At 69.6% G+C, this 12,617-nt stretch carries 15 protein-coding genes; 5 read left to right on the forward strand and 10 right to left on the reverse strand.

Annotated elements, in window-relative coordinates:
- Window positions 1-72: 72 nt before the first annotated feature.
- Entirely contained in the window at window positions 73-1,167 is a 1,095-nt protein-coding gene (locus ACFUPX_RS21375; protein ID WP_383324654.1) for a tyrosine-type recombinase/integrase, read from the reverse strand.
- Window positions 1,168-1,247: 80 nt separating this feature from the next.
- Here ACFUPX_RS21375 and ACFUPX_RS21380 point away from each other — a divergent pair, with 80 nt between their 5' ends.
- On the forward strand, window positions 1,248-1,562 hold the full coding sequence (locus ACFUPX_RS21380; RefSeq protein WP_383324657.1) for a hypothetical protein: 315 nt from the start codon (window positions 1,248-1,250) through the stop codon (window positions 1,560-1,562).
- 267 nt (window positions 1,563-1,829) lie between these two features.
- On the opposite strand, the gene ACFUPX_RS21385 is transcribed toward ACFUPX_RS21380, so the two are convergent.
- From ACFUPX_RS21385 to ACFUPX_RS21405, 5 genes are all read right to left on the reverse strand, one after another.
- Window positions 1,830-2,105, reverse strand: coding sequence for a ribosomal protein L7/L12 (locus ACFUPX_RS21385; protein WP_383324660.1), 276 nt, complete (start codon window positions 2,103-2,105; stop codon window positions 1,830-1,832).
- A gap of 12 nt (window positions 2,106-2,117) precedes the next feature.
- Entirely contained in the window at window positions 2,118-2,918 is an 801-nt protein-coding gene (locus tag ACFUPX_RS21390; RefSeq protein ID WP_383324663.1) for a spermidine synthase, read from the reverse strand.
- Between the two features lie 77 nt (window positions 2,919-2,995).
- Entirely contained in the window at window positions 2,996-3,205 is a 210-nt protein-coding gene (locus tag ACFUPX_RS21395) for a hypothetical protein (protein ID WP_383324666.1), read from the reverse strand.
- Between the two features lie 194 nt (window positions 3,206-3,399).
- On the reverse strand, window positions 3,400-3,684 hold the full coding sequence (locus ACFUPX_RS21400) for a hypothetical protein (RefSeq protein ID WP_383324669.1): 285 nt from the start codon (window positions 3,682-3,684) through the stop codon (window positions 3,400-3,402).
- Window positions 3,684-3,992 carry a hypothetical protein gene (locus ACFUPX_RS21405; protein ID WP_383324672.1) on the reverse strand — a complete coding sequence of 103 codons (309 nt, stop codon included), beginning with the start codon at window positions 3,990-3,992 and terminating at the stop codon, window positions 3,684-3,686. Before ACFUPX_RS21405 ends, ACFUPX_RS21400 begins: the two co-directional genes overlap by 1 nt.
- 142 nt (window positions 3,993-4,134) lie before the next feature.
- Here ACFUPX_RS21405 and ACFUPX_RS21410 point away from each other — a divergent pair, with 142 nt between their 5' ends.
- On the forward strand, window positions 4,135-4,398 hold the full coding sequence (locus tag ACFUPX_RS21410; RefSeq protein WP_383324675.1) for a GntR family transcriptional regulator: 264 nt from the start codon (window positions 4,135-4,137) through the stop codon (window positions 4,396-4,398).
- Window positions 4,399-4,475: 77 nt separating this feature from the next.
- On the opposite strand, the gene ACFUPX_RS21415 is transcribed toward ACFUPX_RS21410, so the two are convergent.
- The 3 genes from ACFUPX_RS21415 to mshA all read right to left on the reverse strand — a co-directional run bounded on the left by ACFUPX_RS21415 (window position 4,476) and on the right by mshA (window position 8,148).
- Window positions 4,476-6,176: a glycoside hydrolase family 55 protein gene (locus tag ACFUPX_RS21415; RefSeq protein ID WP_383324678.1), complete on the reverse strand. Its 1,701-nt coding sequence runs from the start codon at window positions 6,174-6,176 to the stop codon at window positions 4,476-4,478.
- A gap of 114 nt (window positions 6,177-6,290) precedes the next feature.
- Entirely contained in the window at window positions 6,291-6,809 is a 519-nt protein-coding gene (locus ACFUPX_RS21420; RefSeq protein WP_383324681.1) for a YbjN domain-containing protein, read from the reverse strand.
- Entirely contained in the window at window positions 6,802-8,148 is a 1,347-nt protein-coding gene (mshA, locus tag ACFUPX_RS21425) for a D-inositol-3-phosphate glycosyltransferase (protein ID WP_383324684.1), read from the reverse strand. The genes ACFUPX_RS21420 and mshA overlap by 8 nt, the downstream gene beginning before the upstream one ends.
- 204 nt (window positions 8,149-8,352) lie before the next feature.
- On the opposite strand from mshA, the gene ACFUPX_RS21430 reads away from it, so the two are divergent.
- From ACFUPX_RS21430 to ACFUPX_RS21440, 3 genes are all read left to right on the forward strand, one after another.
- Window positions 8,353-9,150, forward strand: a complete 798-nt coding sequence (locus ACFUPX_RS21430) for a class I SAM-dependent methyltransferase (protein ID WP_383324687.1) — start codon at window positions 8,353-8,355, stop codon at window positions 9,148-9,150.
- Between the two features lie 217 nt (window positions 9,151-9,367).
- Window positions 9,368-10,417, forward strand: a complete 1,050-nt coding sequence (locus ACFUPX_RS21435; protein WP_383324690.1) for a C40 family peptidase — start codon at window positions 9,368-9,370, stop codon at window positions 10,415-10,417.
- A 361-nt stretch (window positions 10,418-10,778) separates the two neighbouring features.
- Complete coding sequence (locus tag ACFUPX_RS21440) at window positions 10,779-12,122, forward strand: PP2C family protein-serine/threonine phosphatase (RefSeq protein ID WP_383324693.1); 1,344 nt, start codon at window positions 10,779-10,781, stop codon at window positions 12,120-12,122.
- 70 nt (window positions 12,123-12,192) lie between these two features.
- On the opposite strand, the gene ACFUPX_RS21445 is transcribed toward ACFUPX_RS21440, so the two are convergent.
- Window positions 12,193-12,549, reverse strand: coding sequence for a DUF2516 family protein (locus ACFUPX_RS21445; RefSeq protein WP_383324696.1), 357 nt, complete (start codon window positions 12,547-12,549; stop codon window positions 12,193-12,195).
- Between the last annotated feature and the right edge of the window lie 68 nt (window positions 12,550-12,617).

Genomic DNA, 12,617 nt, shown 5'->3' on the forward strand with positions numbered 1-12,617 from the left:
GCTTCGTTCCATCCGTGGATGGAACGAAGCCGCCCCTAGAAGAAAGAGCAGTGGATCTTCGCACGATGCTGCTCAATCTTTATGAAATTCCTGGTAGGCCGCAGCGATGGCCTTACGTGTGCGCTCCTGGCTCGACGGCATGAGGTGGGCGTACACGCGCAGCGTCAGTCCCGGATCCGAGTGGCCCAGGTACTCGGCCAAGGCCTTGATGTTCTCTCCAGCGTCCAGGAGCACCGAGGCGTAGAAATGCCTCAGCGCGTGCATGCCGTTCTCGCGAGATTCTGCGTACGGCTCACCGCGCTCAGGAACGGGGATCACCCCAGCTCCGGCCAGCGCACGCTTCCACGCCTCCTCGTTCAACGACGTGCGCCAGACGTGACCGCCCCGAGGCCCGGTGAAGATCAGTCGCTTGGTCACCGGCGGCCCGCCCGCAACCTTCCACGGCAGCGTGATCTCGACCGGCGGGAAGCGCTTTATGTGGGCACGCAGCGAGTCAGCCACGGGGCCAGGTAGCGGCACATCCCGGAGCTTGCCGCCCTTGGGCGGGGCGAAGACCGGCTTGCTGCGACTGAGCTTCAACTGCTGAACGACATGGATCGTGTCCGAGCCGAAGTCGATCGCGTCCGCGGCCACACCCAGAATCTCACCCTGTCGGAGACCACAGCCGCCGCCCAAGTCGACCATGGCTTGGTACCGGTCCGGCATGAACTCACGGACAGCGAAGAGGCGTTCCGGCGTCCACGGGATCACGCGCTTGACGTCGACGACGGGAGCCCGGACCGAACGAGCCGCACACGGGTTGCGCGGTAGGTGGCCATCGTCCACGGCGGCGCTCAGGGCAGCCCGCACATTGGAGTAGATCGTCCGGGCGTAAGAGCCATGGACTCTGTTCTCCTGAAGCTGCCGCACCCATTCCCTGATGTGCGCGGGTTGGAGGGACCCGAGAGGGCGTGTACCCAGGTACGGGAAGGCGTGTAGGCGTAGCTGGGATTCCATCGATGCTTGCGTGTTCGGGTCCGCTCCCTGCGTCGCCACCCAGCGCTCGGCGTACTGCTGGAAAGTGATCCGAGCCGCACGAGGGTCTATGTACTGGCCGCGCGCCATGTCCGCCTCGATATGCGCGAACCACTGGAAGGCCAGCCGACCTGCACAGTTGCGGGAGATCACCCAGCGTGGCGCACTTCCCTAGCCCACCTCTGCCACGGCACCCTGGCGGCCCAGCAGAAGCGACAGAGAAGGGTTGACCCGTGCCCCGTTCCGACCAAGTGCAGACTTCTGCGCCGGCGCCCGACGTCTCGCAGGTGGCGTTGAGCCCAGAGCGCCTTCTGGATACCCCACTGCTCGACCTTCTCGCCGAGGTGGACATCACGCTTGAGGAGTCTTCGATCACCGACCCCGGGTTCACCGGTGCTGCCGTGGTCACCCAAGACCGCGTGGTTCTGGCCATGAGGTCCGGCCAACCCGACTGGGAGCGGGACAATGTTGCGCGAGCCTTGCTGAGTCGTGTGCTCAACGTGCCGCTGGCATCTTTGCCTGAGCCCTACCGAATCACGGAGGTCTGAGCCGGGCAGATCCTGGGCTGTTTCTGGGCCGTTCGAGGCCGCTCGACAGTGGCCAATGACGAGCACTCGGCCGCCTATGGGCACCGCCCTGAACAGCAAAGTCCCAGCTCTCCAAGATCCCGACAAGACTCAGGGCAAGAAGAAGTAAGCGCCTAGGCGCCTGAGCGCCTGCGTAGAAGCCCCCTGCCAGCGGATAGTCCGGAGGAAGGGGGCTTTTCGTTGTGCTTGGGCCGCCTCTAAGCCGCCGTCTACTTGATCGAGCCGCGCTCAGGCCTCGGGGGAATCTGGCTCCGACCGCCCCCGAACCTCTGCCTGCGCCGCGGCAGCATGGAGGGCGGCCACTGCGGCCTCAGCAACTTCTTGCCGCACGCCGTCGACGATCACTGCGGGGACCTGGGTCGAGCGAACTTTGCTGTGCCAGAGGCTTAGCCCGGTGAGGCGGCGTACGACTTGGGCGACGTTCAAGGCGCAGGGGCCCGGGTCCGTGAGCACCACGCTATTGGGTACGTCGTCGCATACCAGCAAGAAGTACTCGTCCGCCATGACCCCTGGCCCTCAGCCCTCGCGCCTGCGGGCCACATAGACGGTGTTGGCCGCCGTCCCGCCCTGGAGCGGGTTGTAGAAGTCGACCACGTGCGCGGCGGTCTCCGTGAAGACCTCCGCGAGTGCCGTGCCGAACTCCTCGTCCGGCGGGTCGTTCGACCAGAGGGCGAATACGCCTCCGGAGTGGAGCAGTTCGGCCAGGGCGGCCAGGCCCTCCGGGCGGTACAGGGCCGCGTGGCCGGGGTGCAGCACGTGGCGCGGCGAGTGGTCGACGTCCAGCAGGATCGCGTGGAAGCGGCGGCCGGGGCTCTCGGGGTCCAGGCCACTCGGGCCCGCAGCATCCGCAGGCACCGGTCCGCTCTTGTCGGCATCGTCCGCAGGCACCGGCCCGCCCGCCTTCGCGCTCCCCGCCGCCATCGCGAAGAAGTCCCCGCGTACCAGGCGGCAGCGGGGGTCCGACGCGAGGCCCGCGCCCAGGGGGACGAGGCCGCGGCGGTGCCAGTCGATGACCTCGGCCAGGGCGTCGACGACGATCAGCGAGCGCACGCGTGGATCGTCGAGCGCGGTCCGGGCCGTGTACCCGAGGCCGAGACCGCCCACCGCGACATCCAGCGGGCCCTCCTCCGGCAGCACCGCGAGGCCGAGGCGGGTCAGCTCGATCTCCCCCGCGGTGAAGAGGCTGGACATCAGGTACTCGTCGTCGAGCTTCACCTCGTAGACGTCCTCCCCCGACGCCGGATCCCGCCGGCGCCGCAGGCTGATCTCGCCCATGGGCGTCGTCCGCCAGTCGATCTCTTCGAAACGTGCGCTCATCCGGTGTTCTTCTCCGCGTTCCTGCTCGACTGCCGCGCGCGGATCGAAATGCGCCGCGGAGAAGCACCGTACTGGTGCTACGGACTGCCCGCGTCCGAGATGCCCTGCGCGAGTTCACCCACGGTGCCCAGAATCCAGTGGCCGAAGGCCGTCGGAGCGATCAGCACCCCGAACACCAGGACGATGAGCACGGTCAGTTGCTCGTCGTTCCGGCTCCGGGCCTGCGTGCGTCTCCGTAGCCGCAAGACGATGACGACAGCCAGCAGAACCGCCACGTTGATCGTCATAACCACCGGCAGGTCCTCCCGTCAGGCAAGAACAATCCAGTCCTCCTGTGTAGCCCGAAGCACGCAATGCGGTCACACAGTTACCGACGGTTGGCGGCATACCGCGCATCTGGGGCTGGATCGGCTCGTGCCTGACGGGTATGCCCGACTCAGGGGACGAGGGAGACCTCCGAGGGGCCCGTAGCCTCGCGCGTCTACTGGTCCAGTCGCAGCCCACGGCTTTCCGCGACGCGCAGGGCGTCGTGCAGGGCTTCGGTCAGGCGTTGGGCTAGGAAGCGGAGTTCATGCTCGGGAGTGTCAGCCAGCGTTTCGCGGGCGTACGTCAGCAGCTCGCCACCCATACCGAGTTGGACGGACTCCATCGCGTCGGCGACCCGGGACACCGGCCCCGTATCGTCGATGATCAGGTAGCAGGGTTTGCCCTCTGGACCCGCCCAAGGCAACAGGCGGGCGGGGCGAAACTGCTCGGGGCTCGGCATCAGGCGACCTCCATGCCGTGAATCCAGTAAGGGCCTGGCGCATCCAACCCCAGGGTGGCGAGGACGAGTTCACGTCGGCGTTGGCGTTGCTCGTAGGCCGTGAGGTAGGGACGGACGAGGGGGCTCGCCTCGCCTGCAAGGGGTGCGCGGTCGAGCCCATAGGGGCTGCGGTGAGTTGGAAGCGTGAGGCCAGTGGGCACGAACGTCGACCGTGTCGTACGCGGTGGCCCGCTGTTGCGTCGGTGCGTGCCGTGGGGCTGCAGCAGTAAACGCGCCCATGCCTTGATGCGGTCGATAAAGTCGGCCATGTCGGCAGCTCCTTGTCAGCTGGCGGCCGCGCCCCCGGACGGTTGCAGCCGTTGCGGGGGTTCATCACGTCGCCATTTCACCGTGGTCTACTGCAGTCTACTGCGGTCGCGTGGTAGACCGCAGTGTTTTAGCGTCCACCGCATGAGTTCGGATCTCGATCGAACACGCCCCATCTGGCGCCAGGTCGCGGCAGCCATCACATCCCGGATCACGGACGGCACGTACCCCGTGGGTGCGAGGGTGCCCTCGGTAGTGGAGCTGTCCTCCGAGTTCGGTATCGCAGCTTCGACGGCCCAGAAGGCCCTGACGCACCTCAAGACGGAAGGGCTCATCCGGGCCGAGGTCGGTCTCGGTTCGTTCGTCGCCAAGCTGCCCGACAAGCCCGCGACGTCGGACGACGCATAAGTTCGAGCCGGTCAAAGAGGGACGCCCCTACGCCCGACCCTGCTCAATGAGCTAGGGCCGGGACTCGACCGGCACCGTCAAGCTTTGCCCAGCTCCCTCTGCGCCTCATACAGATTCCCCGGCCGCACCACACCCGTCGTCCCGTAGAGCTCGATCCGGGAATGGAGGTCTCCGGAGAAGTCCGGTACGTCGATCTGGTCGAACTCACGCACCTCGTTGATGCCGACCGTGGCGCTGTACGGCGCCAGGCCGTCGATCTTCATCAGGCCCGCACGCCCATTGGTGACCCGGATGTTCCAGTGCGTGAAGCGGGCCCCGAAGAGCGGGCCCGCCGAGGCGTCTCCGCCGTGGCGGCCGTTGTTGTCGACCGTGATGTCCGTGCGCACGTTCGCGAACGGCATGCCCCGGTGGCTGTCGAACGTGCCCATCTCCATCTCGCCCCGGGACCAGACGTTGTAGGAGGACAGGCCCTCCACGTTGATGCCGTGGAGCTGGGTGCCCGAAGGGGCCGGGACCGTGCGGCGGGCGATCTGGAAGTCCTCGGTCAGGTTGTCGTGCGAGCCCTCCCGGCAGAAGTACGGGTGGTGCGCGCCCCGGCCCGTCACCCGCGTGCGGCGCAGGGTGCAGGCCGACGCGCTCACCAGGCCGAAGCCGTTGTCCACGTGGCGGACCTCGACATCGTCCGCCCAGCAGTCGTACGCGCACTGGAACGTCACCCCGTTGTAGCCCTTGTCCAGGAGGTGCGGGGACTGGGGGGTCTCCACGGCCTCCAGGGTCAGGGCCTCGACCCCCGATCCCGTCAATGCTTCTACGTGTGTCGTCAGGCGCGGGTCCCACTCCGCTCGTACGTCCAGGGGGAGGGGGCGTTCCAGCGTTACGGCGTTCTTCTTTACTGAAGTGACCCGTACCGGCCACTCGTACGGGACGTACGACGTGAGTTTCGTCTTGTCGTCCCACACGTACGCCTCCGGGCCCGCTCCCCCGCCCGCCATGTGCTCCAGGAGCGTGTGGTCCGCGTCGTCCGCGAGGCGGAGGAGCACCAGGTCGCCCTTGTGGAGGCGGGAGGTGTCCGTGACCCTCAGGGTGCGGTCGCCCCGCCGGGCGGGGGCGACAGTAGTCAGCGTCCGCCATTCGTCCCGCTTGTTGCCCGTCCAGCCCTCGAAGGGCCACGCCTTCGCCTTGATCGCCGTCGTCAGCGACTCGTAACGGGACTGCGGGCAGAGCCAGATGAGACCTCCGGCCCAGGACCAGCTGGACTTGTCCCCGCCGTAGCGCGAGCCGTACGGGCCGATCAGTTCCGTCAGGTTCTTCGTGGCGTGGAGTGTGGTGCGGGCGCTGCCCGCGCCGCGGAGCACCACGTTGTCGTGGGCGATGCGGATGATGCCGTCGATGCGGTATGTGCCGGGCGGCACGACCACCGTGCCGCCGCCGCGCGCTCCCGCCTCCGCCAGGGCCCGGTTGATCGCGGGGGCCGCGTCCGCCGTGCCGTCCGGCCGCGCGCCGTAGTCCCGCACGTTCGCGACCACCTTGGGGCGGGGGAGGCGGCGGGCTCCGGAGTGGGCGCCCGCTGTGGCTATGTAGGGGATCTGGGGGTGGGTGTAGGGGGACTTCATGAACTCCCGCCAGAGGGTGGGGGTTTCGCCGGGGCTCGCCCACGCCGTCCCGCCGGTCGCGCCGGTCGCGGCGACCGCCGCCACCGCTATCGCCCCGCCGAGTACGCCCCGTCTGCTGGGAAGCTCCATGCCCATGCCCGTACCCATATCCATGCCCATGCCCATGCCCGCCGCCACCTTCCATGGATGTGAACGCCATTCATGTCTGCGATGGGCGCGAGCATGCCACGGGTCCCCCCGGTGCGGAAGGTGCGTGCGTGCCTTGGTGGCTCTGCGGTGTCAGCCTCGCGGCTGGGTCAGGTGCGTGAACGCGTCCAGGTTCCGCGTGGACTCCCCGCGCGACACCCGCCACGCGTACTCCTTGCGGATCGCCGAGGCGAAACCCAGCTCCAGGAGCGTATTGAAGGAGCCGTCCGCGTTCTCGAGGACCGAGCCGAGCAGGCGGTCGAGCTCGTCGGGCGTGACGGCCGAGAGCGGGAGCTTGGCGGTGAGGTAGATGTCGCCGAGGGAGTCGATCGCGTAACTGACGCCGTACAGACGCAGGTTGCGCTCCAGGAGCCAGCGGTGGACCGCCGCGTCGTTCTCGTCGGGGTGGCGGATCACGAACGCCATCAGCGTCAGGGCGTGCTTGCCGACCTTGAGGGAGAGGGTCGTCGAGAGCTTGCGGGTGCCCGGCAGCGTCACCACGTACGAGCCCGGCTCCGGGTTGTCCCACTCCAGGACCGCCTCGCTCAGCGTCCCCTCGATGATCGCCGCCGCGTCCTTCGATGCCGCGTCCTTCGCCGCCTCATCAGCCATGATGCGAGCGTACGCGACGCCTGTGCTCGTGCACCGCCGCCGTGTACACGTCCGCAGTGGCGGACGCGGCCGTGTCCCAGCCGAAGGATTCCGCGTGCTGTGCGGCCGCCCCGCCCATGCGGTCCACGAGGTGCGGGTTCTCGGCGAACTCGCGCAGCACGCGCGCGTAGTGGGCCGGTTCGTGGCCGTCGACCAGGAAGCCCGTCACCCCGTCGCGCACGGCGACCGGCAGACCGCCCACCGACGCCGCGAGGACCGGGGTGCCCGCGGCCTGCGCCTCTATGGCCACCAGGCCGAAGGACTCGCTGTACGAGGGCATCACCAGGACCGAGGCCGCCCTGAACCAGTCCGCGAGCTGCTCCTGGCCCACCGGCGGCTGGAAGCGGACCACGTCCGCGATGCCCAGCCGCGCGGCGAGCTTCTGCAGCCCCTCCGGCTTCGCGAGGCCGCTGCCGCTGGGGCCGCCCACCACGGGTACGACGATGTTCGAGCGGAGCTCCGGGCGCTGGTCCAGGAGGACGGCGACCGCGCGGAGCAGCACGTCCGGCGCCTTCAGGGGCTGGATGCGGCCCGCGAAGAGCGGCACGAGCGCGTCCTGCGGGAGGCCGAGGCGGCGCCGGGCAGCCGCGCGGCCGTCGGCGGGGCGGAAGCGGTCGAGGTTCACGCCGGGGTGGACGACGGCCACCTTGCCCGCGTCCGCTTCGTAGTGCCGTACGAGCTCGTCGGCCTCTTCGGAGGTGTTGGCGATGAGCCGGTCGGCCGCGCGGACGATCTGCGTCTCGCCGATCACGCGCGCCGCGGGCTCCGGGGCGTCGCCCGCCGCGAGGGCGGCGTTCTTGACCTTCGCCATCGTGTGCATGGCGTGCACGAGGGGCACGCCCCAGCGCTCGGCGGCCAGCCAGCCGACGTGGCCGCTGAGCCAGTAGTGGGAGTGGACCAGGTCGTAGTAGCCGGGGCGGTGGCCCGCCCACGCCTGCATCACGCCGTGCGTGAAGGCACAGAGCTGGGCGGGCAGCTCCTCCTTCGCCAGGCCTTCGTAGGGTCCCGCGTCCACATGGCGTACGAGGACGCCCGGGGCCAGTTCCACGGCGGGCGGCAGTGCGCCCGTCGTCGAGCGCGTGAAGATCTCGACCTCGATGTTGATGGCCGCGAGACGCTTGGCCAGCTCCACGATGTAGACGTTCATGCCGCCCGCGTCGCCCGTGCCGGGCTGGTGCAGCGGGGACGTGTGCACGCTGAGCATGGCCACCCGGCGTGGGCGCCGGTGCGTCCCGGGGAGCCGGAGCCTGCTGGGAGCCGCCGGTGAGCGGCGACCGAGCCTGGTCACGTACTGGCTCACGTGGCGGTCCTCCTAGTGCGCGCGGGCATGGCATGAGCGCGAGGGCATGGCTTGAGGGAGGGCGTGCACGGTCCTCCAGAGGGAGAACATCGGAAGGGGCAACTCCATTTCCGCTTTGCCAAATGATTACCGGATGTGGCTCAACCCGTGGCCCGGCGAAGATCGACGAGTACCCGCACCGCCGCGCCGCATACCCTTTCCACCATGGACTCCCGCACCCCTTCCCGCCCCGTGGGAACGGTGACGCGCGGGACCACCAACCCCAACCGCCTGCGCCGCATGGACCGCTGGATCGCCGCCGCGCACGGCGCCGGGCTGCGGCGTTCCCCCGACCCCCTCGCCGTGGACCTCGGCTACGGGGCCGCCCCCTGGACGGCCGTGGAGCTGCTCGCGCGGCTCAGGACGGCCGCACCGCACGCGCGCGTGGTCGGCGTCGAGATCGATCCGGCGCGGGTCGCTGCCGCGAAGCCTTACGAACGGGAAGGTCTCTCCTTCCGGCACGGCGGCTTCGAGGTCCCGCTGCCGGGCAGGCCCGCCCTGATCCGGGCCGCGAACGTGCTCAGGCAGTACGACGAGGAGCAGGTCGCCGCCGTGTGGGAACGGCTGTGCGGGCGGCTGGCACCCGGCGGTCTGCTCGTCGAGGGCACGTGCGACGAGATCGGCCGGCGGCACGTCTGGGTCGCGCTCGGACCCGAAGGGCCGCGCACGGTGACCTTCGCGACCCGCCTCGGTTCGCTGGAGCGCCCGTCCGACCTCGCCGAGCGCCTGCCCAAGGCGCTGATCCACCGGAACGTGCCGGGCGAGCCGGTGCACGCGTTCCTGCGCGACTTCGACCGGGCCTGGGCCGCCGCGGCGCCCTACGCCTCGTACGGCGCCCGGCAGCGGTGGATCAGAACGGTGCGGGACCTGGCCGCCGACTGGCCGGTGGCGGACCGCCCCTCGCGGTGGCGGCAGGGCGAAGTGACGGTGCGATGGGCGGCGTTGGCGCCGCGCCAGGGGTGAACAGGCGGGGCTCCCGCGGGTGAATTCGCGAGGTGGCGGCGGGTGAACTCCGCGTGCGAGGCGTGATGCAGGGAACGATCTCCGCGTGCCGTTCGTCACATGGGACGGTTGGGGATCGGAGTTGCCGACGGGCTCTGTCGTATTGCGCGTCGGCGTGGCACCATCCCCGGGGCAACCGTAAGTTACTGACGGTAAATCAGCTTTGGGGGAGGCGGACGTGACCGGCAAGCGGAGTTCGACTGTGGCTGGCCTGGCGCTGATCTGCGCGGCAGTGGTGCTCAGCGCACCGGGCGTGGCCCACGCGAGTCCGGCCGAGCCAACGCCCGGCGGCACCAAGTCCCTTGAGGACCTGCGCAAAGAGATCGAGAAGCTCTACCACGACGCGGGCGTCGCCACCGACGCGTACAACGCGGCGGAGGAGAAGAGCGAGAAGCAGTCCAAGCAGATCGTGAAGCTCGCCCGCTCCATCACCACGGGCCAGCAGAAGCTGGACAAGCTCACGTCCCGGGCCGGCGCCGCCGCCCGCGAGCAGTACCGCAGCGGCGGGGTCTCCTCCGAGGCGCGGCTGATGCTGAGCGACGACCCCCAGGAGTTCCTGGACAGCGCGGGGCGCATGCGGCAGGGCCACAAAGCCACCAAGGGCATGCTGACGGAGATGGAGCGGACGCAGGAAGACCTGCGGATCTACGCCAAGGACGCCACCGCCCAGTGGAAGAAGCTCGAAGCCAACCGCAAGGCGAAGGCCGAGTCGAAGAAGAAGATCAAGAAGAAGATCGCCGCCGCCGAGGAGATGGAGTCGAAGCTCGAGAAGAAGGAGCTGGAGCGGCTCCGGAAGCTCGAGGAGGAGGCTCAGATCAAGAAGCAGTCGGCATGGGTGAGTTCGGGTGTCCTGAAGGACATCAAGGGCAAGGCGACCGGCCCCGGCAAGAAGGCCGTCGAGTTCGCCACCGCCCAGCTCGGCAAGCCGTACGTGTGGGGCGCCGAGGGCCCCTCCTCGTACGACTGCTCCGGCCTCACCTCCAAGGCCTGGGCCGCCGCGGGCAAGGGAATTCCGCGTACGTCACAGGAGCAGTGGAAGCAGCTCCCGCACGTCGACATCAAGAACATGCGCCCCGGTGACCTGATCATTTATCACGCGGACGCCAGCCATGTCGGGATGTACGTGGGAGACGGCGCGATCGTGCACGCGCCCCGCCCCGGGCGCGATGTCACCGTCGCCGGCGCGGGCTCGATGCAGATCCTCGGGGTCGTGCGGCCCGACAAGTAGCCGCGGACCGTACACGCGGGAGCCGCGGGCCCGGCGGGCACGGGTGGCCCGTGCCCTGCGTCAGCGGTCTGTGCCCAGCATCGGCGGCCCGTGCCCGACATCAGCGACCTGTGCCGTACGTCATGTGACCCACCGCACCCCGCGCCGCTCCCCCGGCCGCCTCTCAACCCTCCGGGCGTGATGTTCGTCATCCCGGTCAGGACCTGACGTGCCCAATTGCGGTCCTTGATGCGGCATATGACGGTGGCTGTTTGCCGTGCGCCATTCCAATCGGGGCGCGGCTAACGCTATGGTCCCCGTCGGTGGAGCGTTCGACCGTCGATCCACCGTGCCCTCGGGGGGAGGGAAGGAAACCAAAGCGATGCCCGTACCCATACCGCGGCAGAGAGCGATCCCGGCCGTGGAAAGCGGTCAGGCTGACACTCTGCCGACGTCGGCCCCTGCGCCGGCGTCCGCACCCGGACCCACAGCCGTGGATCCCGAACCCCTGCCCACGCCCACGGACATCGATCAGCAGGCGAGCAGCACCGGCCTCAGCCTCCTGGTGATCGAGGACGACCCGGTGGGCTCCCTCAGCGTCCCCCAGATGCTGGACTCCGCGGGCAAGCCCATCAGGGTCCGCACCGCCCGCAACCTCACCGAGGCCGAGCGGCTGCTCACCGACGACGTGCACTGCATCCTGCTCGACCTGACCCTGGCGGGCCCCACGGTCCCCCAGGACGACGAGGACGAGCTGGCCACGCTCAAGCACGTCCTGCGCCTGGCGCCCCGGCACGCCGTCCTCGCGCTCACCGCGAGCGGCGACACCGAGGGCGGCGCGGAGGCCGTGCGGGTCGGCGCCCAGGACTATCTCTTCCGTGACGAGCTGGACGGACGGCTCCTGAGCCGCGCCATCCGGTACGCCGTGGAGCGCAAGCGCGCGGACGCCGCCCAGCGCCAGCTGACGGAGTCGCGCCTTCGGGCCCAGGAGAACGCCCGACTGGAGCGCGGTCTGCTGCCGACGCCGCTGCTCGACGGTTCACCGCTGCGGTTCGCCGCGCGCTACCGCCCGGGGCGTTCACGGGCGCTGCTCGGCGGCGACTTCTACGACACGGTGCGCACCCCCGACGGCTCCGTGCACGTCATGATCGGCGACGTCTGCGGCCACGGCCCGGACGAGGCCGCGCTCGGCGTCGAGCTGCGCATCGCCTGGCGGACGCTGACGTTCGCGGGCCTGTGCGGCGACGAGCTGCTCGGCACGCTGCAGAAGGTCCTGGAGCACGAGCGGGCCGACGAGGAGATCTTCGCGACGCTCTGCACGGTCGACATCGCCCCGGACGGCCGCAGGGCGGGGCTCTGCCTGGCAGGACACCCGTCCCCGCTGATCGCCCGCGACGGCCGCCTCGCCGAGCTGCTGCCGTACGAGAACAACGGCCCCGCGCTCGGACTCCTGCCGAACGCACGCTGGCCGCGCCGGCAGGTGGAGCTCGGCGGCAAGTGGAGCCTGATGCTCTACACCGACGGCCTGATCGAGGGCCGCATCGGCCAGGGCAACCAGCGTCTGGGCCAGGAGGGCATGGTGGAGATGGTGCGCCGCCAGATCGCCGCGGGCCTGCGGGGCGACGAGCTGCTCGAAGCCGCGGTGAACGAGGTGCGTGAACTCAACGGCGGCGATCTGACCGACGACGTGGCCGTACTGCTCCTGGACCGCGACCGGGACCGCTAGACCGCGGGACAGCCAACCTGCGGGCCCCTCGCGGGGCGGAGGGGGCTGGCCCCTCGCGGGGCGGAGGGGGCTAGCGTCCGCCGTTGTACGGCCCGTACGGACCGTCGCTGCTGGAGCCGCCGCGACGGCCGCCGCCGCCCTTGCCGGTGATCTGCCGCAGCGCGGGCCGTACGTCGACCATGTAGACGATGGTCGCGACGAGCCCGATGATCGGCAGGAACGACAGGATGTTGAAGATCAGGTTCACGATGAAGGCGAGCCCGAGAATGATCAGCCAGAACGGCTTGGTCTTCTTGTCGGCGGCGCGATAGGCGTCCTCACGCCGGATGGCCGCGTCGACGAGCGCGAAGCCGCTGAAGACGATCAGCGCCAACGACAGCAGCCACATGAAGTTCGCGAACCCCTGCATCAGCACTACGTCCACCACCAGTCTCGGCTCTTGAGTACGCGGACACCGTACCCGCTACACCGGAGAACGGGCCGGGCACTTCTGAA

This window comes from Streptomyces sp. NPDC057302, from assembly GCF_042667685.1.
Classification (GTDB): Bacteria; Actinomycetota; Actinomycetes; order Streptomycetales; family Streptomycetaceae; genus Streptomyces.

What these genes read in the sequence shown, in the direction of transcription:
- ACFUPX_RS21385 (WP_383324660.1), bottom strand. Translation starts at nt 2,105, where the DNA reads ATGGCGGACGAGTACTTCTTGCTGGTATGCGACGACGTACCCAATAGC.
- ACFUPX_RS21390 (WP_383324663.1), bottom strand. Translation starts at nt 2,918, where the DNA reads ATGAGCGCACGTTTCGAAGAGATCGACTGGCGGACGACGCCCATGGGC.
- ACFUPX_RS21395 (WP_383324666.1), bottom strand. Translation starts at nt 3,205, where the DNA reads ATGACGATCAACGTGGCGGTTCTGCTGGCTGTCGTCATCGTCTTGCGG.
- ACFUPX_RS21400 (WP_383324669.1), bottom strand. Translation starts at nt 3,684, where the DNA reads ATGCCGAGCCCCGAGCAGTTTCGCCCCGCCCGCCTGTTGCCTTGGGCG.
- ACFUPX_RS21405 (WP_383324672.1), bottom strand. Translation starts at nt 3,992, where the DNA reads ATGGCCGACTTTATCGACCGCATCAAGGCATGGGCGCGTTTACTGCTG.
- ACFUPX_RS21410 (WP_383324675.1), top strand. Translation starts at nt 4,135, where the DNA reads ATGAGTTCGGATCTCGATCGAACACGCCCCATCTGGCGCCAGGTCGCG.
- ACFUPX_RS21415 (WP_383324678.1), bottom strand. Translation starts at nt 6,176, where the DNA reads ATGGGCATGGGCATGGATATGGGTACGGGCATGGGCATGGAGCTTCCC.
- ACFUPX_RS21420 (WP_383324681.1), bottom strand. Translation starts at nt 6,809, where the DNA reads ATGGCTGATGAGGCGGCGAAGGACGCGGCATCGAAGGACGCGGCGGCG.
- ACFUPX_RS21430 (WP_383324687.1), top strand. Translation starts at nt 8,353, where the DNA reads ATGGACTCCCGCACCCCTTCCCGCCCCGTGGGAACGGTGACGCGCGGG.
- ACFUPX_RS21440 (WP_383324693.1), top strand. Translation starts at nt 10,779, where the DNA reads ATGCCCGTACCCATACCGCGGCAGAGAGCGATCCCGGCCGTGGAAAGC.